Source organism: Burkholderia sp. BCC1999 (assembly GCF_905339975.1).
In the GTDB taxonomy this organism is placed as follows: domain Bacteria; phylum Pseudomonadota; class Gammaproteobacteria; order Burkholderiales; family Burkholderiaceae; genus Burkholderia.
The window spans coordinates 224,591-247,222 of record NZ_CAJPHP010000006.1 but is presented as its reverse complement, the minus strand read 5'-3'; the positions used below and the strand labels follow the sequence as shown (position 1 = coordinate 247,222).

Here is a 22,632-nt window from a genome sequence, read left to right as displayed (position 1 = left end):
CAGCCGCGATGCGGCCTGCCGACATCGTTAGCCGATCGGCACTGGCCTGACGGCCAATTCGGCCGCTTCCTGACATTTTGCCTTCAGGATGCAGTCCCGAACTGTCGGATTTTCTTCCTGTGGATCGTCCCATGTCACGCCTGCTGCCGCTGCTTGCCGTTGCACTGACGCTTACCCTCTCCGTCCGCCCGGTCATGGCCGGGCTGCCGGTCAGCGCCGGCTGCGGCAGCGCCACCTCGGCGATCGCCGATCTCCGTCGGGCCGACGGCCCGTCGCCGCTGGCCGGACGCACGACGTCGATCGAGGCCGTCGTCACCGCCGAATTCGGCGGGCCCGACGGCCTCGGCGGCTTCTTCGTCCAGCAGGCCGATGCGCAGCGCAAGCGCAAGCCGGGCGTCCCGGAAGGCCTGTTCGTGTACGCGCCGAACGCGCGCGCGAACGCAGGCGATCTCGTGCATCTCACCGGCAGGGTCGACGATCGATACGGCCGCACGCAGTTCACGCTGACGGGCGGCATCGCCGTCTGCGCACGCGGGCAAAGGGTCACGCCCGCCACGCTCACGCTGCCGGTCGCCACGCCGGCCGTGCTGGCCGCGCACGAAGGCATGCTGGTGCGCCTGCCGCAAACGCTGACGGTCAGCGACACGCATGAACTCGGCCGCTACGGCAGCGTCGTGCTCAGCAACGGCCGGCTGCGCATCCCGACCCAGGTCGTCCCGCCCGCCGAAGCCGCTGCGCTCGCAGCGGCCAACGCGCGCAACCGCATCGTCCTCGACGATGGCTCGAACCGCCGCGATCGCGCGGCCGTGCGCTATCCGCCACCCGCGCTGAGCGCCGCCAACACGCTTCGCTCGGGCTACACGGTGCGCGGTGTCGAAGGCGTGCTCGAACTGCGCTACGGCGCGTGGCGGCTGCAACCGGCCGCCGGCGCCGCACCGGTGTTCGACGCCACGACGAACCCGCGCACCGATGCGCCGGCCCGGCATCCCGACGCCGACGTGCGCATCGTGTCGTTCAACGTGTTCAACTATTTCAATGGCGACGGCCACGGCGGCGGATTCAATACAGCGGCCAATCGCGGCGCAAAAACGCCTGCCGTGTTCGCGCGGCAGGAGGCGAAGATCATCGCGGCGTTGCGAGCGCTGCGCGCCGACGTGATCGGGCTGATGGAAATCGCGAACAACGGCCACGGCGACGCGAGCGCCGTGCGGCGTCTCGCTACACAACTCGGCGACGGCTGGCGCGCGGTCGACCCCGGTACCGCGCGGCGCGGCCGCGATGCCATCGCGGTTGCGCTGCTGTACGACAGCCGCACGGTCGAACCGGTCGGGCGTGCCGCTACCATCGCGCTCGGTGGCCGGCACCGGCCGCCGCTCGCGCAGACATTCCGGCGCGTCGGCGGCACACGCGCGTTCACGGTCGCGGTCAATCACCTGAAGTCGAAGAACTGCCCGAACGCGAGCGGCGCCGATCGCGACCAGTCGGACGGCCAGGGCTGCTGGAATGCGGCGCGCACGCAGGCAGCCGTGCGCATCGCCGACTGGCTCGCCACGTCGCCGACGGGCGCCGCCGCCGACGGCGTGCTGCTGATCGGCGACCTGAACAGCTACGCGAAGGAAGATCCCGTTCGTGTGCTCGAAGCGCGCGGCTACGCGAACCTGGTGGCCCGCTTCGCCGGCGATGCTGCGTACAGCTACGTATTTCGCGGCGAGGCCGGCAGCCTCGATCATGCGCTCGCGACGCCGGCACTCGCCGCGCGCGTCAAAGCCGCGCACATCTGGCACATCAACGCCGATGAACCGTTTGCACTGCAACCCGTGCCCGATTACAAAACGGCCGCGCATCGGTCGTCCTATTACGCACCCGACGCCTATCGGTCGTCGGACCACGATCCCGTCGTCGTCGACCTCGCGCTGGGCAACCGCGCCCGGATGCCGGTCGCGGGCACAAATCCTGCTCGTCAGTACACCGTCGATTAGTGCATTTGCATCAGCCCATCGCCTGCAACGGCACTATTTACCTCACACCCCGGGCGACGCCATATTTACCGGACATTCGCTTCGTATCGCTTTCCGCTGCACGCGTTTTGCCCGATTGAGAATTTTTTGCAATCTCCGCGACGCCCCGTACGGCGGGGCTTCCCGGCGATCTTGCCGACGAATTGAAAAATTGTCTCGAAACTCAATCGGGTCAAGTGAATCACATTAGTTGCTGGGATTCGTCTTATCTTCAAATTGGCCTTGAATCGAAGGAGGATAAACATCATGGCGCTCACCGACTCGATCGAACACAAGCTGGACCGCGGCCTGGCCGACATCCGTCGCACCGGCCGGCGCGTGGGACGCTCGACGCGCTCTGCCGCCCGCGACCTGCATGCCGACGTGACCGACGATCTGCGCGGGCTGGTCGACGAACTGGAAGACCTGCTGAAAAACGATGGCGACGGCGATATCGCCGCGCTGCGCAAGCGCGTGCAATCCAGGCTCGATGAAGCGCGCAGCACGCTCGACTACGCGTCGGGCAGCGCGGCCGCCCGGCTGCGCGAATCGGCCGAACGCGTGTCGCAGGCCGTGCACGACAACCCGTGGCAAACCGCCGGCGTCGTCGCGGGTCTCGCGTTCGTTGTGGGCCTGCTCCTTGCCCGCCGTTGACCGCGGCCAGCCGCACCGCTGCCCGCCCCGCTGCCCGCACCGCCCATCCTCAATCAGACAACGAAGGAGAATCGCCATGCAGAAATCCCTCGCCATGAAAGCCGCCGCCGCCGTGATGCTCGGCAGCCTCGCGCTCGCCGGCTGCACGACCACGCCCGACAAACCCGAAAACGCGTCGACCAGCGCATCGAAGCGCCAGTCGATCGACGCCAGCGTGAACGCCACGCTGTCGCGCCTCTATTCGACGGTGCCGGGCTCGCGCGAACTCGTCGCGAAATCGCGCGGCACGCTCGTGTTCCCGAATGTGCTGCAGGCCGGTTTCATCGTCGGCGGCCAGTCCGGCAACGGCGCGCTGCGCGTCGGCGGCAGTACCGTCGGCTACTACAACACGTCGTCGCTGTCGGTCGGCCTGCAGGCCGGCGCGCAGTCGAAGGCGATCGTGTTCCTGTTCATGACGCAGGATGCGCTCGACTCGTTCCGCAGGTCGGAAGGCTGGGCCGCCGGCGCCGACGCATCGGTAGCGGTCGTGAAGGTCGGCGCGAACGGCGCGGTCGACACCACCACGGCCACCGCACCGGTCGAGGTACTGGTCCTGACCAACGCGGGCCTGATGGGCGACCTGTCGGTGAACGGCACCAAGGTCACGAAACTCAATATCTGACGATGCTTCACGCGGCGTTGCGCCGCGTTCGCTTCCCGGCAGCGCCGCGGCCCCGGCCGCGGCGTTTTCGCAGGGGTCACACGCAGCGGCTATGATGGCGGGGCCTTTGCGGGCATACTCCCGTTCGGGCCGCCCCACGCCGCGTTCCGCCGCGAACCCGTGACGTTCGCGAGCCGATCGCGCCCCGGGCAACGCAATTCAATCAAACGAAGCAACAATCTGCGCGAACGCCATCCATGGAAAGCGGACACGATCACCAAAAATTCTTCTATTTCCTGCTGGCCGCGGTCACCGTCGGACTCTGCTGGATCCTCGCGCCGTTCTCCGGCGCCGTGTTCTGGGGCACCATACTCGCGATCCTGTTCCAGCCCGTGCAGCGCTGGCTCGCCGCACGCTTCGGCAAGCGGCGCAACCTGGCCGCGCTCCTGACGCTGTCGCTGATCGTCCTGATCGTGATTCTCCCGCTCGTGTTCGTCGCGGCGACGCTCGTGCAGGAAATCGCATACGTGTACCAGGAAATCAAGACCGCGCAGCCGAACTATTCGCAATACTTCCAGGACATCATCCACGCGCTGCCGTCGTCGATCCAGCACCTGCTGCAGAAGTACGGGCTGACCAACATCCCGAGCATCCAGAAGAAACTGACCGATGGCGCCGCGCAGATCAGCCAGCTCGCCGCAGCCCAGGCACTCAGCATCGGCCAGAACACGTTCCAGTTCGTCGTGAGCTTCGGCGTGATGCTGTACATGGTGTTCTTCCTGCTGCGCGACGGCGGCGAGATCGGCCGCCGCGTGCGCCGCGCGCTGCCGCTCGACGACGAGCACAAGAACCTGCTGCTGGCCAAGTTCACGACGGTCGTGCGCGCGACGGTGAAGGGCAACATCGCGGTCGCGCTCGTGCAGGGCGCGCTCGGCGGGCTGATCTTCTGGATCCTCGGGATCGAAGGCGTCGTGCTGTGGGGCGCGCTGATGGCGTTCCTGTCGCTGCTGCCCGCGATCGGCGCGAGCCTCGTATGGGTGCCGGCCGCGCTCTACCTCCTGATGATCGGCGCGGTGTGGAAATGCGTGATCCTCGTCGCGTTCTGCGTGGGCGTGATCGGCCTCGTCGACAACCTGCTGCGCCCGATCCTCGTCGGCAAGGACACGAAGATGCCCGACTGGGTCGTGCTGATCTCGACGCTCGGCGGGATGGCGCTGTTCGGCATCACCGGCTTCGTGATCGGGCCGCTCGTCGCCGCGCTGTTCATGGCGAGCTGGGACATCTACGCACGTTCGGAACAGGGCGAATGACGCGCCGCATGGCCGGCGTGCAGTGATCTGCACACCGGCGGAAACCGTCCGTCAAGGATGACGGATACCGATCACGACGGGCGCTACGGCGCCCGTTTCTTCATCTGCCGCCACCGTCATCACGCCGCCATACGGGCCGACGCGATGCGCACGGCCCGATACCAGCGGCACGCTTCGATCGTCGTGTGCATCGCGCCACGTTGCGCGCACGCCCGAAACGGCATCCGGCCTGAACGACGTGCCATCGGCCGCGGCCAGCGTCACCTGCGCGCCCGGCATGCGCCGGCCGTGCGCATCGAACCGGAGTGTCGCCACCGCGCTGCCCGTCATCTCCTGCCCGTCGACGAACGCGCCCGACGGCGCATCGAACGATACGTCGTAGAGATCGACGAGTGCGCCCGTGAAATGCACGACGCCGTCCGACCTGGCCTGCCCGTTTGCCATCGCATTCGACATGGCCAGCACGACACCGAGCCCGAGCGCGATCCGCTGCACGGCGCCCGCACACCACACCGTTCGATCGCGCACCGCAGCCGTTGCCGATGCCGCTCGTTTCGCGTCGTTTCGCATGTTCCCTCTCCCTTCGCGTGACCAGAAAAAAGGCGGCGTGACGCATCGGTCACGCCGCCTGTCTGCTGGCAATCACTTTAGGGAGAGCGGCCGGAACAATATATGGGACAAGTCCTAAACTGCAGCCCGGTTGATCGTACTCGCGGCCACCGACACCCGGTCGCGGCAACCGGCGACCGGCATCGCACGCCCGTCACGCGTCCGGATCGACGCGCAGCACGAGCTTGCCGCGATGATCGCCGTCGAACAGGCGATTGAGCACGTCCGGTGCGTTTTCGAGACCGTCCGCCACGGTTTCCTCGGCCTTGAGCCGGCCGTCGCGCAACCAGCCTGAAAGCGTCTGCACGGCTTCGCGGCTCTTGCGGTAATCGAGGATCAGGAAGCCGCGCATCGTCAGCCGCTTCGAGATCAGCACGCCGACGTCGTCGGCCGCGCGGCCGCTGTTGTAGTTCGAGATCACGCCGCACAGCGCGACGCGCCCGCCGATCACCATTCGCGACAGCACCGCACGCATCACCTCGCCGCCGACGTTCTCGAAGTTCACGTGCACGCCGTCCGGCGTCGCGGCCTTCAGTTGCTGACGGAAATCGTCGGCCTTGTAGTCGACGGCCGCGTCGAAGCCGAGCGTCTCGGTCAGGTAGCGGCACTTGTCCGCACCGCCCGCGATGCCGACCACGCGCGCGCCGTGAATCTTGCCGATCTGCCCGGCGATCGAGCCGACCGACCCGGCCGCCGCCGACACGACGAGCGTCTCGCCCGGCTGCACCGGCGCGATGTCGGTCAGCCCGTAGTACGCGGTCAGCCCGCTCATCCCGCATGCGCCCAGCAGCGTCGGCAGCGGCAGACCCGACTGCGCGGGCAGCTTCACGAGCTGCGCGGCCTGGTCGGCCGGCACGACCGCATAGTCCTGCCAGCCGACGAGCCCCTGCACGAGCTCGCCTTCCGCGAAACCGGCATGGCGCGAGGCGACCACGCGCCCGATGCCGAGCGCACGCATCACCTCGCCGATCGCGACGGGCGGCAGGTACTGCGGCACGTCGCTCATCCACACGCGGTTGGTCGGGTCCATCGACAGGTACAGCACGCGCACGAGCACCTCGCCGTCCGCGAGCACCGGCACCGGCGTCTCGACAAACGAAAAATGTTCGCGGCCGACGCGCCCTTCGGGGCGCGTCTTCAACAGCAGTTGGCGGTTCATGGGTGTCGACACGGTGTTCTCCTCCAGTCGTTGTGGTTCGGGATGCGCGTCAGACCGCGCACATGCCGCCGTCGATCACGAGTTCGGCGGCCGTCACGAAGCGGCTCTCGTCGGATGCGAGATACACGGCCGCATGCGCGACGTCGTCCGGCTCGCCGAGCCGGCGCAGCGGAATGCCGCGCGCGAGCTTGCGTGTCGCGTCGCGTTCGCCGAGCGACTGGAACAGCGGCTCGACGATCCCCGTGCGGATGAACGCCGGGTGAATCGAATTGCAGCGCACGTCGATCTCGCGGCGTGCGCAGTCGATCGCGACCGACTTCGTCAACGACGCGACCGCCGCCTTCGACGCGTTGTACGCGGTGAAATCCGGCTCGACCTTGAACGCGGCGACCGACGAGATGTTGATGATCGATGCGGGATGGCTCTCGGCCAGGTACGACAACGCATGCTTGCAGCCGAGCACGATGCTCTCGACGTTGATCGCCATCACGCGCCGCCACTCGTCCAGCTCGATCTGCGCGGGCGAGCCGATCGAACCGACACCTGCGTTGTTGACGAGCACCGACAGCCCGCCCATCGCATCGACCGCCTGCGCGAGCAGCGCCTGCCAGCGCGCTTCGTCGCGCACGTCCTGCGTCGCGGCGAACGCGACCGGCGTGGCGCGGCCCGCGTTGAGTTCCTGCGCGAACGCGTCGAGCACCGCTGCTTCGGCGATGTCGGTCAGGAACACGCGCGCACCCTGCTCGACCATCCGGCGCGCAATCGCGCGGCCGAGGCCGCCGACGGCGCCCGTAATGTATGCGCACTTGCCTGCGAGGCGCGATGAAACGGCTGTCATGTGACTGGCTCCTGTCGTGAATCGTCTTCGCGGAACGCCGCCGCGACGGGGTTTCCGTGCGTATCCCGGCCGACACGGGCCGGTTGACCGTGCATCGCCGTAACAACGCGCCGCACGGTTTCCGCGAGTATATCGAGATGACTGCAACGCGCACCGGGCAGTCCCGGCAGCCGGCCCCGGTTGAACGTCAGCCAGCGTACGCGAATGCCGCCAATCGATGAAATGAATATTCGTTATGCCCGGTCATAGAACGCGTTCATGACTTTCACGCACCTGCGCCAACGCGCAAGCGAGCGCCGCCGATCCGGTGGGTCGGCCGATTCGTCTATTCGGGGAATGGCAAGGGTGACGTTCCGCAACGCGGGACGCGCCATGGCGTTCAGGACAAGCAATCAGGGAATCGCCGGACGAAGGCCGGCGAGGGACCGCCACCCGTCAGAATCCGTCGCCCGACGGCGCGCGCACGAACGCGCAGAGCTGCGGCGAATGCATGTCGATCATTTGCTGGAACGGCGCGCGGTGCCCGTATGCGATGCCCGACACGAGCAGCAGGCAGACTGCCGCGATGCGCGGCGAGAACGCGCGCTGGCGCGCGCCGTCGTAGCCGCGCAGAAACACCAGCGCGACCAGCGCGCCGAGCGTCCAGCCGACGACGACTTCCGGCACGGTGTGCGAGTGGTCGAACACGCGTGCGACGGCCGTGATCGCGCCGATGGCCAGCCCGGCCGCCATGCCGGGCGCCTTGCCGGACCGGAACGCCTGCCACAGCATCGACAGCGCGACCGTCCACACGGACGTCGACAGCATCGTATGGCCGCTGATCACGCGGAAATCGAATTGCGGCAGCTCGATGCCGCACCCGGCATACAGGATCTTCGTTGCGCCGACGACACCCATGCCGGCGGCGAGCAGCCCGACCCAGCGGGCGGCGAGGCGCCAGTCGGTCAGCGCCAGCCATACCGCGCACGTCAGCGCGATCGGCAAGGTCAGCGCGGCATCGCCGATGTTGCTGATTTCACTCCACATAACGGACTTCGGACAACGATGGAAAGGCAGCAGTTTACCGCATGCGCGCCCCGCGCCTGTGTCAGCCCGTGTCAGCCCGCGACACCGGTAATCAACAGCAGGTTCGTGCCGCTGATGACGACGAACAGCGCCCACGCGGCGACCTGCATCCCGCGGCCGATCGTGTGCTCGCCCATCGTGTTGCGATCGCTGACCGAGCGGATCAGCGGCCACATCGCGAACGGCAACTGCAGGCTCAGCAGCACCTGGCTCCACACGAGCAGCTGCCCGACCGAGCCGTCGCCAAGCCACAGCACGCCGATCAGCGCCGGCACGAGCGCGAGCCCGCGCGTGATCAGCCGGCGCTGGTAGCACGGGATCTTCGTATGCAGGAAGCCGTCCATGATCACCTGGCCGGCAATCGTGCCGGTCAGCGTCGAACTCTGCCCCGACGCGAGCAGCGCGATGCCGAACAGCAGCGCGGCCGCGCCGCCCGCGATCGGCGTAATCAGTTTGTAGGCCTGCTCGATGTCGGTCACGTTGTGCTGGCCGGTCGCATGGAACGCCGCGCCGGCGACGACCAGGATCGCCGCGTTGACGAGCATCGCGACGAACAGCGACACGCAGGTATCGATGCGCACGAGCGCGAGCGTGTCGCGGATCATGCCGCGCGCACCGCCGACGACACGCCGCGTCTGCACGACCGACGAATGCAGGTACAGGTTGTGCGGCATGATCGTCGCGCCGACGATGCCGAGTGCGAGCACGATCGCGTCCTTGCGGTCGTGGCCCGGATCGCCCGGCACCAGCCCGCCGACCACCGCATGCCAGTCGGGCGGCGTGATCGCGACCTGCGCGACGAAGCAGAACGCCATCGTCGCGATCAGCCCGAGCACGATCGCCTCGATCTGCCGGAAGCCCTTGCCCTGCAGGCCGAGCACGATCACCGTGTCGAGCGCGGTCAGCACGATCCCCCACGCGAGCGGCACGCCGAGCAGCAGCTTGAACGCCAGCGCGCAGCCGAGGACTTCGGCGATATCGCACGCGATGATCGACACTTCGGCGGTCACCCACTGCACGACGCGGCCGAACCGGCCGTAGCGGTCGTAGCTGGCCTGCGCGAGATCCTTGCCCGCGACGAGGCCGAGCCGCGCCGCGAGCATCTGCAGGAAGATCGCCGCGAGGCTCGAGAACGCGACGACCCACAGCAGCGAATAGCCGAACTGCGAACCGGCCTGGATGTCGGTTGCCCAGTTGCCGGGATCCATATAACCGATCGCGACGAGCAGGCCGGGGCCGAAGAAGCGCTTGAGCTTCTGCCAGCGCGGCGCACCGGCGTCGATCGTGATGCTGCCCTTTACTTCCGACGGGCAGAAAGGGGCAGTGGCGGTAGTGGGGAGGAAGGGCATGGAAACCGGGAATCGAGATCGCGACAGGCCGATTCTACGGGTATCCGTCCCGTTTTATCGTGCGCGTCGATGCACGCGTCGCAACGCGCCCCGCCGCCAGCGCAATACGCGGCGCCGGGCCCCTCGTCCGTATCGGGCGACACGGTGCCGCGATTCAGGATCTTCTCCCGCTCGGCGACGCGAAATTCGGTCGGCGACATCAGGAGGCGCTGGCGAAACAGCTTCGCGAGCCGCTCGCCGCTGCCGAACCCGGTACGCCGTGCAACCTTGTCGGCCGGCAGCGTCGTATGAATCAGCATGTGGCACGCACGCTCGAGCCGCACGTGCTGGACGAACTCGGTCGGCGTCACGCCGATCTCCTTCTTGAAGCGCCGCAGGAAATTACGCTCGCTCATCGCGGCGGTCTGCGCGGCGGTCGCGATCGAGATGCGGTTCACGCTCTGCGCGCGCAGCCGCTGCGCCGACATCCGGATCGACGGGCTCGCGCTCAGTTCGCGGAACGCCCACATCGACTGCGCATAGCGCTGCTCGACCGGCCGCATCAAGTTGCAGGCGATCTCCTGCGCGGCGCTGTCGCCGAGGTCGACGCGAAACATGTCGAGCGCGGCGGCGAACACGTCGGTCTCGCCGGCCTGCAGTTCGACCGTCGTCGCGGTACGGCGCCCGCCGCGGCCGGGCCGCACGTCGATCGCCGCCGACGGCCACCGGGTGGCCGCGAGCGCAGGCAAATCCATCGCATCGACGATCCAGCGCGCATGCCGGCGAATGTCGGTCAGGCGCCGCTGCAACGCGTCGTCCCAGTTGACGGCCGCGCGGTCGCCGTGAAGATGAAAGAACGCGAGTGCGCGACGGCCATGCTCGTCACCGAGCGGATCGGCCGCAATTCTCACGCCGGACGACGACTGCAACAGCCCCCCGCTTTCGGATACGTACTTCAACTGGTAATCCGCACTGTACGCATGCAGGCGATTCGCCAGATTGAAGGCCTCGCCAAGACGCGCGGCCTGGGCCAACGAAAACCCCGTACTCAAATAGATAACGACCCACCTCTGATCTGCTGCATTCACTGGCCAAGCCCCCGACTTGTTCGACTTCTTCTAATACCGTCGAACTGTCAGGCTTATATTTGGTTTGAATGCGTGCGACAGGACGGCTATCCCGAAATATGAAGCGACGGCATCTTAGCCGAACGGGTAGCGCCTTTGGCACGAAATGGCCGACGTGGACAGCATGATGGCGGATTACTACAGGCTGTCATGCGTTGCCGGTATGCCGGCACTGAATCACGCATGCGATGACGTGCGATTGTTGCGGCCGTCTTGCGTGGCGATGCACGCGTCGTGTCGCACCGCGCATCGGATGAAGCCGCACCCGCGTATCGGCCCGAACGACATCGATACGCATCGAAGGCGCTCGACCGGCACGCACGACATGCGGCGCATCGGTTGCCTGCGCATCCTTTAGAATCGATCCACCGTCCACCACGCCAGCCGCGCTCCGTGCCCGCCGATCATCGTCTCGACCTGAACCTGTTTCGCGTGCTCGACGCCGTCTACGTGCACGGCGGCATCGGCGCGGCCGCCCGCGCGCTGCATCTCACGCAACCGGCCGTCACGCACGCGCTCAACCGGCTGCGTGCGCATTTCGACGATCCGCTGTTCGTGCGCCAGGGCAATCGTGTCGTGCCGACCGAACGCACGCGCTCGATCATCGCGGACGTACAGCTGCACCTGAAAGGCCTGCAACGCACCGTGCACGATCCGTCGGCATTCGATCCCGCGACGCTCGACCTGAGCATCGCCGTCGGCATTCGCGACGTGCTGGAATCCATTGCGTTGCCGCGGATCGTCGCCGCATTCGCCGACGAAGCGCCGGGCCTGCGGCTCGTGAGCCGCCGTATCGCGGTGCCCGACATCGAGCGCGAACTCGCATCGGGCAATGCCGATCTCGTCGTCGAACGTCGCGTGCAGACGGGCCCGCGCATCGCGACCGAACACCTGCTCGACGATTCGCTCGTCGTCGCGCTACGCCGCGATCATCCGCTCGCGTGCGACCCGCTGCGGCGCGGCGACTATTTCGCGGCGCAGCATATCGCGGTGTCGTCGCTCGGCGAGCCGCAATCGCTCGACGTGCTGCTCGGCAACGACGGACGCTTCCGCGATATCCGCCTCACCTGCCAGCACTATTTCGCCGCGTGCCAGATCGCCGCGACCGGCAACCTGCTGGTCACGCTGCCGCACACCTATGCGCTGCGGATGGCCGCGCTGCTGCCGATCGTCGTGCGGCCGCTGCCGTTGCGGCTCAAGCCGTTTCCGCTCCTCGCGTACTGGCACGAATCGCGCGACACCGATCGCGCGCACCAGTGGGTACGCGAACGCATTGCCGCGCTCGTGCGCTGCAGCGCCGGCGTCGCGGACGCATAGGCGCGCTGCGCACTGCGCGCACCGTCGCGACAGGAACGGTATGCTGACGGCTGCGCGCCGCCACGCGGCGCCCGCTTTCCACTTCCCGCTTACCGGAGACTTGCCATGTCGCTCATCCAAGCCGCTGCCGTACTCGATGCGGACGCACCCGACTACGTCGTCCAGTTGCAGGCCGGCACGCACGCGCTGACCGGCGACGAAGCGCCGCGCGAAGGCGGCCAGGGTCGCGGGCCGGCGCCGTACGAGTTCGTGCTGGCCGGTCTCGCGCAATGCACGGCCGCGACGCTGCGCATGTACATGCAGCGCAAGACGTGGCCGGCCGTGCGCATCGCCGTACGCACCGAGCTGCATGCCGATCGTGAAGGCGTGCAGTACGTGCGACGCGTCGTGACGCTCGACGGCCCGCTCGACGACGCGCAACGCCAGCGTCTCGCGGAAATCTGCGAGAAGACGCCGGTCACGCAGTTCATCAAGCGCGGCACGCGAATCGAAACGACGTTGAACTGATGCACGCGGCGAGCGCCACGCATGCCGCGTGTCGCCGCCTGAAATGCAAAACGGGCGGGCCGCGCATGATGCGCGACCCGCCCGTTCAGCGTGACTGCCTGGCGCTTACAGTCCGAGCGCGGACAGGTCCAGCTTGCCGCCCTTCATCGGCGGGCACCAGAAATACGCGCCCGTCAGCGGCCGCGTGAAGCGGAACAGGCCGTCGACGATCCCGTCGTCGGCCCCGCTCATCCGGCGCATCTGCACGTCGAACGCGCGGAACGAGCAGCCGAACGCGACGAAGTAGAGGCCCGCGCGACGCGCGTCCGACCACGGCGACGAACGGCGCAGCATGAACGCTTCAGGCTCGAAGCTTTCCTGCGCGGTGCGCTTCACGTGCGCGAACTCGGGTGCGTCGTCGAGCTCCTCGTTGTCCGAACGGCGGCGCCCGATGATGTTGTCCATGTCGCCCGACGCAATGCGCTCCATCTGGTCGAAGTCGTGCAGCCATTGCTGCACCGCGACGAAGCTCGCACCGTCGAGCCCCGCACCCTGCCCCGTCACGACTGCCGCCGCTACCGCGTCATCGCCTTCCGGATTCTCGGTGCCGTCTTCATAACCGGAGAGGTCGCGATCGTTCGAATAACGGAACCCGTCGACGGCATCCTGCAGCGCAAATGCCGGCGCGAGCGCGCGTTCGATCGCCCGCGCACGCAGCACGATCTCGCCGCGGTCGTCGGCGCGCAGCCAGACCCACACGTCGGCCGGCGTGGCCGGCAGCGTGCGGTCCTTCACCGCGAACGCCGGGAAGTCGGTCAGGCCCGGCACCGGACGCCCGAGGTGCGCGGCCAGCGACTGTCCGAAACCGACGACCGTGTCGCGTCCATCGACGATCTCGCGCAGCGCGGCCAGTGCCGCTGCCACATTGCCGTCATTCGAAATCGTGAAAGTGAGGTATCGGGCTGCCGTGTCGATCGGAGCCAGGATGCCTTGCTGAACGTCGCTCATCGTTTCCTCAGGAGTGTATCGGGGGGTGAATCTGCAGGGCTGCGGCAACGTGCGCCGCCGGACGCCGAAGTGTAATCGATGCGCCTGCCGGCCCCTGCGCCGGCGCGCCGCGGAACGCCTGCGAAAGCAGGGCCGCAACCCTGAATACTAACCGTATCGACGCTGCAACGCCGCATTCGTCAGACGTTGCAGCGCGCCGTACACTGCTGATAAAATCTTTTCACGTCTTTTCGGCGTCCTTTCAACGTTCACTTCAGAGGAGGTGCAGATGTTCCGAATGCCAGCCACCTTCTCGAACGTGGTCCCACGGCGCAGCTGATCCAGCCCGCCGTCCGCGCCGGCTCCCGAGTTTTCCGCTAACCCGTCAGCCGCGCTTTTCCCGACAGCCCGTTTTTGCGCTCCGCCCGCGTTTACCGCGCGGCCCGGCTGTTGCGTTTTCGACGTTCTCCGAACCGGAAAGTCCCGTCGCGCGATGCGCCGGGCAACGATAAATGACCAGAAAAACCTCCCATCTGGGCGGCCACGCATTCCAGGCCGTCTTCGGCTTCACCCTTCGTTACTGGCGCAAGCAGCCGGCGCGTATCGCCACGGTCGCGGGCTTCGCGCTGCTCGCCGCGCTCGCCGATGTCCTCACGCCGCTGTTCGCCGGCCGCCTCGTCGACGCGCTGTCGACCGGCCTGACCGACCGCGCCGCCGCGTGGCATTCCGCCCTCGTCGCGTTCGGCACGCTCGCCGCGCTCGGTATCGGCGCGACGGTGCTGCGCCAGGGCGTGTACCTGAACATCATCACGCTCACGCTGAAGATGATGAGCGAGATCGCCGCCGCGTCGTTCCACCGCGTGCAGCGCTTCTCGACCGACTGGCACGCGAACAGCTTCGCGGGCTCGACCGTGCGCAAGATCACGCGCGGCATCTGGGCGCTCGACCTGCTGAACGACACCGTGCTGATCGCGCTGCTGCCGTCGGTCACGATGCTGGTCGGCGCCACCGTGCTGCTCGGCACGCACTGGCCCGTGATGGGGCTCGTCGTCGGCGCGGGCTCGCTGCTGTACATCTCGGTGACGGTCGCGGTATCGCTCGGCATCGTCGCGCCGGCCGCGCGGCTCGGCAACCTGTGGGATACGCGCATGGGCGGCGCGCTCGCCGACGCCGTGAGCTGCAATGCCGTGGTCAAGGCATTCGGCGCGGAAACGCGCGAGGAAGCGCGGCTCGCGCGCGTGATCGGCAAGTGGCGGCAGCGCACACGCCGCACGTGGGTGCGCGGCACGTTCAACGGCGGGCTGCAGGGTGCGATGCTCGTCGCGATGCAGGCCGCGATGATCGGTGTCGCACTGCGGCTGTGGGCGAACAACGAGGCGAGCGTCGGCGACATCGCGTTCGCGCTGACGATGTTCTTCATGCTGCAGGGCTACCTGCGCGACGTCGGCATGCACATCCGCAACCTGCAGCGCTCGGTGAACGACATGGAAGAACTCGTCGCGCTCGAACGCCAGCCGCTCGGCATCGACGATCGCCCCGATGCGCAGGCCATCCGGATCGGGCAAGGCGAGATCCGCTTCGAGCATGTGACGTTCCGCTACGGCAACCATCCGGTGCCGCTGTACGACGACTTCTCGATGCGCATCGCACCGGGCGAGCGCGTGGGCCTCGTCGGCCACTCGGGATCGGGCAAGACGACGTTCATCAAGCTGATCCAGCGCCTGTATGACGTGTCGGACGGCCGCATCACGATCGACGGCCAGGACATCGCGCGTGTACGGCAGGATTCGCTGCGCAGCCAGATCGCGATCGTGCAGCAGGAGCCCGTGCTGTTCCACCGCACGCTTGCCGAGAACATCGCGTATGCGCGCCCCGACGCGAGCCGCGCCGACATCGAGCGCGCCGCGCGTCTCGCCAGCGCGCACGAGTTCATCGTCGCGCTGCCGGACGGCTATGACACGCTCGTCGGCGAACGCGGGATCAAGCTGTCGGGTGGCGAGCGCCAGCGCGTCGCGATCGCGCGTGCGTTCCTCGCCGATGCGCCGATCCTGATCCTCGACGAAGCGACGTCGAGCCTCGACAGCGAAAGCGAACTGCTGATCCAGCAGGCGATGGAGCGGCTGATGGTCGGCCGCACGACGCTCGTGGTCGCGCACCGGCTGTCGACCGTGCGCGCGCTCGACCGGCTGCTCGTGCTCGATCGCGGCAAGGTGATCGAGGAAGGCAATCACGACGCGCTGATCCGCATCGACGGCGGCATCTACCGCCGGCTGTTCGAGCGGCAGGCGCTGGAGCTCGCGAAGGGGCTCGCCGATTCGCCGCGGCGCATGGTGGACGACGCCGCCGGGCCGCTCGGCGAGCCGGCCGAGGTGTGACGCGGGCGGGTCGCGATGCGGCCCGACGGTGAGGTCATCACCGCCGGGCCGTGCCGGCAACCGGATTCGGATCGAGGCCGTGCCAGGCGCACGGCCTTTTTTTCGTCTGCGCAACGCGTTCGCCGCCCGCCGCCGAACCGCGCGCCGCCGCGTCTCCGTTTCCGGGATCACTTATCATGTCGACCAGGAAATTTGCAACGAGGGATCGACCATGTTTACAGGCATTGTTCAGGGTGTTGGCACCATCAAGACCGTCGCGGATCACGGGGAACTGAGAACCTTCAGCATTGCATTCCCCGAGCGGTTCACCGACGACATCGAGATCGGCGCCAGCGTGTCGGTCGACGGCGTCTGCCTGACGGTGACGACCATCCATTCGCCGGAGCTGATCGACTTCGACGTGATGCTGCCGAGCCTGCGGATCACCACGCTGGCCGATCTCGCGACCGGCTCCCCCATCAACGTGGAGCGGGCCGCGAAGGACGGCGCGGAAATCGGCGGGCATCCGTTGTCGGGCCATGTCGACTTCACCGGGACCATCCTGCACATCGCGGAGTCCGAGCACAACCGGATGGTACGCATCGGCGTGCCGGACGAGTTCAGGCGGTATGTGTTCGCGAAGGGCTATATCGCGATCAACGGGTGCAGCCTGACGGTGTCCGACGTCAACCGCGACGAAGGCTGGTTCGATGTCTGGCTGATTCCCGAAACGCGACGCGCGACGACCTTCGAAACGAAGGGCGTGAACGACAAGGTCAACATCGAGATCGAGCGCAGCACGCAGGTGGTCGTCGATACGATCCGTGAATCGGTCAAGGAAACGCTCGGCGAGCTGACCGGCGTCGTCACGGCGCTGCTGGCGGAAAAAGGCGTCGACATCGAGGAACTGCTGGCGCGCAACGTCGCGCGACTGCCGAAGAAATAACGGATGCCCGCGTGCCAGGTGATCCGCTGGATCACCGAGTACCGGCCGCCGTCAAGAAACACGTCGACCCACGGCTCCGATCCCTCGAAGGTCCAGAGGACGAGTCGAGGTCGACAGGTTCGCCGTCGTCCGCGAAGCGGTAGAGATGGCACGGCCTGGCGAGGCGTTTCGCTTCGGTCAGAAAGTCGTCCAGCGTCATCGAATGTCTCTCGGTTGGTGTCCGGTATTCAGTGAACTGAAACACCGCTCGGCCGACGGAGACGGCAGGTGGTCACGCACCCTTTCGCCCCGCCTCACTCCGCCTCGGCCTGCGTCCCCTTCCCCACCGCCACGCGCTGGGCGCGGTAAATCCCCGCGTGCCCCGAAAACAGATACGCGACGACGCACGCGACGATCGCGTACACGCCGATATCCGCGCCGAACAGTTCGATCGCCATGATCGTCGACGCGATCGGCGTGTTGGCCGCGCCCGCGAACACCGCGACGAACCCAAGCCCCGCGAGGACCGGCACCGGCAGCGCCAGCACCTGACCGAGCGCGTTGCCGAGCGTCGCGCCGATGTAGAACAGCGGCGTCACTTCGCCACCCTTGAACCCCGACGCGAGCGTGACGACGGTGAACCCGAACTTGCCCGCGAAATCGTACAGCGGCAGCGGGCCGTGAAATGCCGCTTCGATCGTCGGGATGCCGAGGCCGAGATACTGCGGCACGTTCAGCACGGTGGCCGCCACGGCGACCAGCAGGCCGCCGAGCACCGGCTGCAGCGGCACGTAGCGGACGACGCGGCGGAACCACGCGGTCAGCGCATGCGTCGCGAACGCGAACAGCCGCCCGACCACACCGAACGCGACGCCCGCGACGACCGTCACGGCCAGCCCCGTCGCCGACACGGCCGGCACGAACGGAATCGCATAGGCCGTGTGATGCACGCCCCATGCGCGGCACACGACGTCCGCGACGATCGCGGACGCGACGCAGGTCAGCAGCGCGTCGTACCGCACGCGTCCGATCGCGAGCACTTCGAGCCCGAATACGGCGCCTGCGAGCGGCGTGCCGAACACCGACGCGAAGCCGGCCGCGATGCCGCCCATCAGCAGCACGCGGCGATGCTCGCGATCGAGGCGGAACACCTGCGTGACGCGATCGGCAAGCGCGCCGCCCATCTGCACGGCCGTGCCCTCACGGCCGGCCGAACCGCCGAACAGGTGCGTGACGACGGTCGCGACGAGCACGAGCGGTGCCATCCGCTTCGGCACGAGCGCCTTCGGATCGTGAATCTCGTCGATCAGCAGGTTGTTGCCGCGCGCGACCGACTGGCCGAAACGGTGATAGATCCAGCCGGTCGCGAAACCGGCGGCCGGCAACCCCCACAGCAGCCACGGATGCGCGACGCGCGTGCCGGTCGCCCAGTCGAGCGCGATCAGGAACAACGCGGAAGCCGTGCCGGCGAGCGTGCCGAGCAGCGCCGAGAGCGCGAGCCAGCGGCACACGTAGCGCACGGTCGCGAGAAGATCGGAAGAAGTCGTGAAAAACATGATTTCCAGATTCGACGGAACATCAAAACCTGGGCGGCAGAATACCGCATGGACGGCCTGCGACCTCCTGACGACCCAGGAACACGCAGGCATCATCAGCCGGGCAAACCGGCGGTTGAGGGCCGCACCGCGTACAACGCGCCGGGAGCAGCCGCAGGGAGGCATGCCATCTCCGCAGGCCGCCATTCTACGCGACGCCGCGCATCGCCTGCAATGCCGCCCCGGCGCGCCGTCAGTCGCGCAGCGGGCGCGTGATGCGCGAGATCAGTTGGGGCGCGATCCGCTCGAGCGGCAGGATCGCCGACGCCGCGCCGATCGCAGCGGCCGCCTTCGGCATCCCGTAGACGGCGCTGGTCGCCTCGTCCTGCGCGATCGTGTAGCACCCCTTCGCGCGCATCGCCTTCAGGCCGAGCGCACCATCGCGCCCCATTCCCGTCAGCAGCACGCCGAGCGCCTCGCCCTGCCAGCCGTCGGCAACGCTGTTGAAGAACACGTCGATCGACGGCCGGTACGGCGTCTCGACCGGATGCCGCGTATAGCCGAGCACGCCGCGCGGCGACAGGTAAAGGTGATCGTTGGTCGCCGCGAGCAGCACCTCGCCGGCCTGCGGCACGCTGCCCTGCCGCGCGACGCGCACCGGCAGCCGCGTATAGCCGTCGAGCCACTCGGCCATCCCGTATGCGAACGCCTGGTCGACGTGCTGGACGATCACGAGCGCGGCCGGGAAATCGGCCGGCAGCGCACGCAGCAGCGCGGTGAGCGCAGTCGGCCCGCCCGCCGACGCGCCGATCGCGACGAGCGTCGGCTGGCCGCGCGCGGGCGCCGGCCCCGGCGGTACGAGCGCCGCGGTCCGGCTTTCGAGCAGCCGGCCGATCTGGTCGATCTTCGCGAGCAGCGCCTGCGGCGACGCGTCGGTCGACAGCCCGAGCGCGAGCGTCGGCGTGTCGACCGCATCGAGCGCGCCGGCCCCCATCGCCTCGTAGACCGACGACGTGTTCGCGCTGACGCTCGCCGTCACGATCAGGATCGCGCACGGCGCGCGCGCCATGATCTGGCGCGTCGCCGCGACGCCGTCGACCTTCGGCATCACCAGATCCATCAGCACGACGTCGGGCGGATGCGCGACGCAGAAATCGACAGCCTCGTCGCCATCGGTCGCGACCCACAGCACGCGATGGTCCGTACGCAGCGCGATCACGCGGCGCAGCGCCTCCACGGCCAGCGGCAGGTCGTTGACGATGCCGATGTTCATCCGCGCGCGTCTCCGATCAGGTCCTGCACGGCATCGAGCAGCGCCTCGTCGTGGAAGCTGCTCTTCGCGAGGTAGTAGTCGGCGCCGGCGTCGAGCCCGCGGCGGCGATCCTCGTCGCGATCCTTGTACGACACGATCATCACCGGCACGCGCTTGAGCATCGGGTCGCCCTTGATCAGCGTGACGAGTTCGATGCCGTCCATGCGAGGCATGTCGACGTCGGTCACGACGAGATCGAACGCATCGCTGCGCACCGCGTTCCAGCCTTCCATCCCGTCGACCGCGACCGTCACGTCGTAACCGCGCTTTTCCAGCAGCTTGCGTTCGAGTTCGCGCACCGTCAGCGAATCGTCGACGACGAGCACGCGGCGGCGGCGATCGGCGAGCGCGAGCTGCGGGTCGCGCGTGAGCCGCGCCAGCTGCCCGCCGCGCACGAGCTTGTCGACCGAGCGGATCAGATCCTCGACGTCGACGATCAGCACGGGGTCGCCGTTCTCGAGCAGCGCGCCGGCCGCGATGTTCTGGATCTTGTTCAGGCGGCTGTCGAGCGGCTGCACGACGAGCATCCGCTCGCCGAGGAAGCGGTCGACCGCGACGCCGTACAGCTCGGGCTCGCCGCCGACGACCACGACGGCCGTGCTGGTACGCGCGACGTCGGGCTCGCCCGCGTCGAGCAGCTGGTGCGCGGCGACCAGGCCTGCGCGCCGGCCGTCGAATGGAAAATGCGGCTGCCCTTCGAGCACGTCGATGTCGGCGTGCGCGAGTTCGAGCGTGCGGCGGACATGCGCGAGCGGGAACGCATACGGCTCGCCGCCGACTTCGACGAGCAGGCTGCGGATCACCGACAGCGTGAGCGGCAACTGCAGCACGAAGCGCATGCCCGCGCCCGGCTCGTTGAAGATCCGCACCGCACCGCGCACGCCGCGCACCATCTCCTGCACCGCATCGAGGCCGACACCGCGCCCCGACACGTCGGTCACCGCATCGCGCATCGAGAAGCCCGGCAGCAGCAGGAATTCGAGCAGCTCGGGGTCGGACAGCCGGGCGGCCGTCTCGTCGTCGGTCAGGCGCTGGCGCACGACGGCCGCACGCAGCGCGTCCATGTCGACGCCCGGCCCGTCGTCGATCACGCTGACGAGCAGCGAACCGGCACTGTGGCGTGCCTCCAGCGTCACGCTCGCCTCGGCCGGTTTGCCGCGCGCGCGCCGCGCCTCCGGCGAATCGACGCCGTGGTCGATCGCGTTGCGCAGCAGATGGCCGAGCGGCGCATCGAGCAGGTCGAGGATGTCGCGATCGACCTGCGTGCCCTCGCCGACGATCGAGAAGCGCACCTGCTTGCCGAGCGAGCGCGCGAGATCGCGGACGATGCGCGGATACGCACGCGTCGCATCGCCGAACGGCCGCATCCGGCACTGCAACGCCTCGTCGTACAGCTGCTCGGCGATATGCGTGCTGCGCCGCTCGAAGCGGTCGAATTCGTCCATGCGCTCGGCCAGCGAGCGCTGCAGGTCGTTGAGCATGTGCCGCACTTCGTTCATCGACGCGAGCATGCCCGCGTCGAGATCGTCGGCGAATTGTTCGACCATCAGGTCGAGCGAACGGGCCGCATCGCGCTGCGCACGCTTCACGCGCAGCATCGATTCGGCGAACGGCTTGAGCCAGCGCGATTCGACCAGCGATTCGCCGGACAGGCTCAGCAGCCGGTTCAGCGTATCGGCACGCACACGGCGCATCGCGCCGGCACCGGCCACGCGGCCGGCCTGCGCCGGATCGGGCACCGCGCCCGACACCGCGAGCGGCGGCACCGCGGCGCTCGCGCCGACCGGTTCGTTCGCGGCGCCGTCGTGGTCGCGATACGGCATGACCGACGGCGGGACCGGCGGCGGCGCGGCAGGCGCCTGCATCGTCTGCGCGCCGTCGGCGCCCGTCAGCGCGGCCGCGAACACGTCGATCTCGGTCGGCGTGACGGGCTGCGCCTGCGGATCGCCGACGCGCACGAGCAAATCGACGCCGGCGAGCAGCACGTCGACGTGCGTGGCCGTCAGCGAGATCGTGCCGGCCTGCGCGGCGACGAAGCATTCCTCCATCCGCCCCGCGATGTCGACGCCAAGCGGCACGCCGACGATGCGCGCGGCGCCCTTCAGCGAATGCGCGGCGCGCATGCAGGCCTCGAGCGCGACGGAATCGGGCTCGCCCGATTCGAGCGCGAGCAGCCGCTCGGACAGCGCCTGGGTCTGCGTGCGCGTCTCCTCGCGATACAGCTCGAGCAGCGACAGGTGGCTCAGGTCGTCATCGCCGCTCATCGCATGCTCCGTGTCACGGCGTCGAACAGACGGTCGTCGTCGAGCAAACCCACCGACTTGCCGCGCCACGACAGCACCCCGCGCGACAGACCGGCGCTCGCGCGCCCGACGGTCGCCGGCACGGGCACCCAGTCGGACGCACCGAAGCGCAGCACACCCTCGACTTCGTCGACTGGAAACACGACCGGTTCGCCCTGGTGCGCGGCGACCAGCAGCCGCGTGAATCGGCCATCGCCGTCGCGGTCGCCGCCCTTGCCCGCATCGAGGCCGAGCAGCGCGCCGATCGAGATCGCGATGCGCAGCGTGCCGCGAATGTTGACCACGCCGCGCACGGCCGAATTGCGGCGATGTGGCAGCGAATGGATCGGGCGCGTGCCGGCGATCTCGCGCAGCACGCCGATCGGCAGCGCGAGCCATTCGTCGGCCACGCGGAACGCCAGCGCCGCATGGTGCGTGTCGCCGTCGTCGCCCGCGTGCGGCGCGCCGGACGCACTGATCCGGCGCGTCGCGTCGGCCAGCTCGGCGGCGTCGAGCGGACGCTCGAGCAGCTTCGCCGCGTGAGACGCGTACACGGAGCAGTTCAGGCAACGCAGGCAGTCGTTCAGCCGCTCGCACGAGCGGTCGCCGCGCGTGCCGATCCGGTTCCAGCAATCGTCGACGTCGGTCGTCGTGTCGTCAATGGCAGCGGCGGCGCGGTTCATGAATTCCTCTGGTCATCGCGGTGT

General features: G+C 68.2%; 19 protein-coding genes and 1 riboswitch. Of the genes, 8 read left to right on the top strand and 11 right to left on the bottom strand.

Annotation, left to right across the window (positions count from 1 at the left end):
- Positions 1–131 precede the first annotated feature (131 nt).
- The 4 genes from U5809_RS10955 to U5809_RS10940 all read left to right on the top strand — a co-directional run bounded on the left by U5809_RS10955 (position 132) and on the right by U5809_RS10940 (position 4,601).
- Entirely contained in the window at positions 132–1,979 is a 1,848-nt protein-coding gene (locus tag U5809_RS10955; RefSeq protein WP_322086515.1) for an ExeM/NucH family extracellular endonuclease, read from the top strand.
- Positions 1,980–2,264: 285 nt separating this feature from the next.
- Positions 2,265–2,651, top strand: a complete 387-nt coding sequence (locus U5809_RS10950) for a DUF883 family protein (RefSeq protein ID WP_322086514.1) — start codon at positions 2,265–2,267, stop codon at positions 2,649–2,651.
- A gap of 76 nt (positions 2,652–2,727) precedes the next feature.
- Positions 2,728–3,312, top strand: coding sequence for a YSC84-related protein (locus U5809_RS10945; RefSeq protein WP_282511162.1), 585 nt, complete (start codon positions 2,728–2,730; stop codon positions 3,310–3,312).
- Between the two features lie 236 nt (positions 3,313–3,548).
- Entirely contained in the window at positions 3,549–4,601 is a 1,053-nt protein-coding gene (locus U5809_RS10940; protein ID WP_176046051.1) for an AI-2E family transporter, read from the top strand.
- A gap of 51 nt (positions 4,602–4,652) precedes the next feature.
- On the opposite strand, the gene U5809_RS10935 is transcribed toward U5809_RS10940, so the two are convergent.
- The 6 genes from U5809_RS10935 to U5809_RS10910 all read right to left on the bottom strand — a co-directional run bounded on the left by U5809_RS10935 (position 4,653) and on the right by U5809_RS10910 (position 10,634).
- The gene (locus tag U5809_RS10935) at positions 4,653–5,171 is read right to left on the bottom strand and encodes a thioesterase (RefSeq protein ID WP_322086513.1); all 519 of its coding nucleotides are present in this window, start codon (positions 5,169–5,171) and stop codon (positions 4,653–4,655) included.
- 193 nt (positions 5,172–5,364) lie between these two features.
- Positions 5,365–6,381 (bottom strand): NADP-dependent oxidoreductase, encoded by a 1,017-nt coding sequence (locus U5809_RS10930; protein ID WP_322086512.1) that lies wholly within the window; start codon positions 6,379–6,381, stop codon positions 5,365–5,367.
- Positions 6,382–6,418: 37 nt separating this feature from the next.
- On the bottom strand, positions 6,419–7,207 hold the full coding sequence (locus U5809_RS10925) for an SDR family oxidoreductase (RefSeq protein ID WP_322086511.1): 789 nt from the start codon (positions 7,205–7,207) through the stop codon (positions 6,419–6,421).
- A gap of 435 nt (positions 7,208–7,642) precedes the next feature.
- Positions 7,643–8,233, bottom strand: a complete 591-nt coding sequence (locus U5809_RS10920) for a phosphatase PAP2 family protein (protein WP_322086510.1) — start codon at positions 8,231–8,233, stop codon at positions 7,643–7,645.
- A 71-nt stretch (positions 8,234–8,304) separates the two neighbouring features.
- The gene (locus U5809_RS10915) at positions 8,305–9,621 is read right to left on the bottom strand and encodes an Nramp family divalent metal transporter (RefSeq protein WP_176046056.1); all 1,317 of its coding nucleotides are present in this window, start codon (positions 9,619–9,621) and stop codon (positions 8,305–8,307) included.
- The gene (locus U5809_RS10910; protein WP_322086509.1) at positions 9,570–10,634 is read right to left on the bottom strand and encodes a helix-turn-helix domain-containing protein; all 1,065 of its coding nucleotides are present in this window, start codon (positions 10,632–10,634) and stop codon (positions 9,570–9,572) included. The genes U5809_RS10915 and U5809_RS10910 overlap by 52 nt, the downstream gene beginning before the upstream one ends.
- Positions 10,635–11,120: 486 nt before the next feature.
- Between U5809_RS10910 and U5809_RS10905 the strand changes: the two genes are divergently transcribed.
- Together U5809_RS10905 and U5809_RS10900 are read left to right on the top strand one after the other, a co-directional pair.
- Complete coding sequence (locus U5809_RS10905; RefSeq protein WP_322086508.1) at positions 11,121–12,044, top strand: LysR family transcriptional regulator; 924 nt, start codon at positions 11,121–11,123, stop codon at positions 12,042–12,044.
- A gap of 105 nt (positions 12,045–12,149) precedes the next feature.
- Entirely contained in the window at positions 12,150–12,551 is a 402-nt protein-coding gene (locus tag U5809_RS10900; protein ID WP_176046060.1) for an OsmC family protein, read from the top strand.
- Between the two features lie 105 nt (positions 12,552–12,656).
- Here U5809_RS10900 and U5809_RS10895 read toward each other — a convergent pair whose 3' ends face one another.
- Positions 12,657–13,538 carry a Dyp-type peroxidase gene (locus U5809_RS10895; RefSeq protein ID WP_322086507.1) on the bottom strand — a complete coding sequence of 294 codons (882 nt, stop codon included), beginning with the start codon at positions 13,536–13,538 and terminating at the stop codon, positions 12,657–12,659.
- Positions 13,539–14,029: 491 nt separating this feature from the next.
- Here U5809_RS10895 and U5809_RS10890 point away from each other — a divergent pair, with 491 nt between their 5' ends.
- Complete coding sequence (locus U5809_RS10890) at positions 14,030–15,892, top strand: ABC transporter ATP-binding protein (protein WP_322086506.1); 1,863 nt, start codon at positions 14,030–14,032, stop codon at positions 15,890–15,892.
- Between the two features lie 211 nt (positions 15,893–16,103).
- Complete coding sequence (locus U5809_RS10885) at positions 16,104–16,817, top strand: riboflavin synthase subunit alpha (protein WP_322086505.1); 714 nt, start codon at positions 16,104–16,106, stop codon at positions 16,815–16,817.
- 293 nt (positions 16,818–17,110) lie between these two features.
- Here U5809_RS10885 and U5809_RS10880 read toward each other — a convergent pair whose 3' ends face one another.
- The 4 genes from U5809_RS10880 to U5809_RS10865 form a co-directional block, all read right to left on the bottom strand.
- The gene (locus tag U5809_RS10880) at positions 17,111–18,352 is read right to left on the bottom strand and encodes a voltage-gated chloride channel family protein (protein ID WP_322086504.1); all 1,242 of its coding nucleotides are present in this window, start codon (positions 18,350–18,352) and stop codon (positions 17,111–17,113) included.
- Between the two features lie 79 nt (positions 18,353–18,431).
- Positions 18,432–18,535: riboswitch (Fluoride riboswitch) on the bottom strand.
- Positions 18,536–18,584: 49 nt separating this feature from the next.
- A complete protein-coding gene (locus U5809_RS10875; protein ID WP_322086503.1) occupies positions 18,585–19,604 on the bottom strand; it encodes a chemotaxis response regulator protein-glutamate methylesterase in 1,020 nt (339 codons plus the stop codon).
- Positions 19,601–21,907 carry a hybrid sensor histidine kinase/response regulator gene (locus U5809_RS10870; protein ID WP_322086502.1) on the bottom strand — a complete coding sequence of 769 codons (2,307 nt, stop codon included), beginning with the start codon at positions 21,905–21,907 and terminating at the stop codon, positions 19,601–19,603. Before U5809_RS10870 ends, U5809_RS10875 begins: the two co-directional genes overlap by 4 nt.
- Entirely contained in the window at positions 21,904–22,608 is a 705-nt protein-coding gene (locus tag U5809_RS10865) for a chemotaxis protein CheW (RefSeq protein ID WP_322086501.1), read from the bottom strand. The genes U5809_RS10870 and U5809_RS10865 overlap by 4 nt, the downstream gene beginning before the upstream one ends.
- Positions 22,609–22,632: the final 24 nt, after the last annotated feature.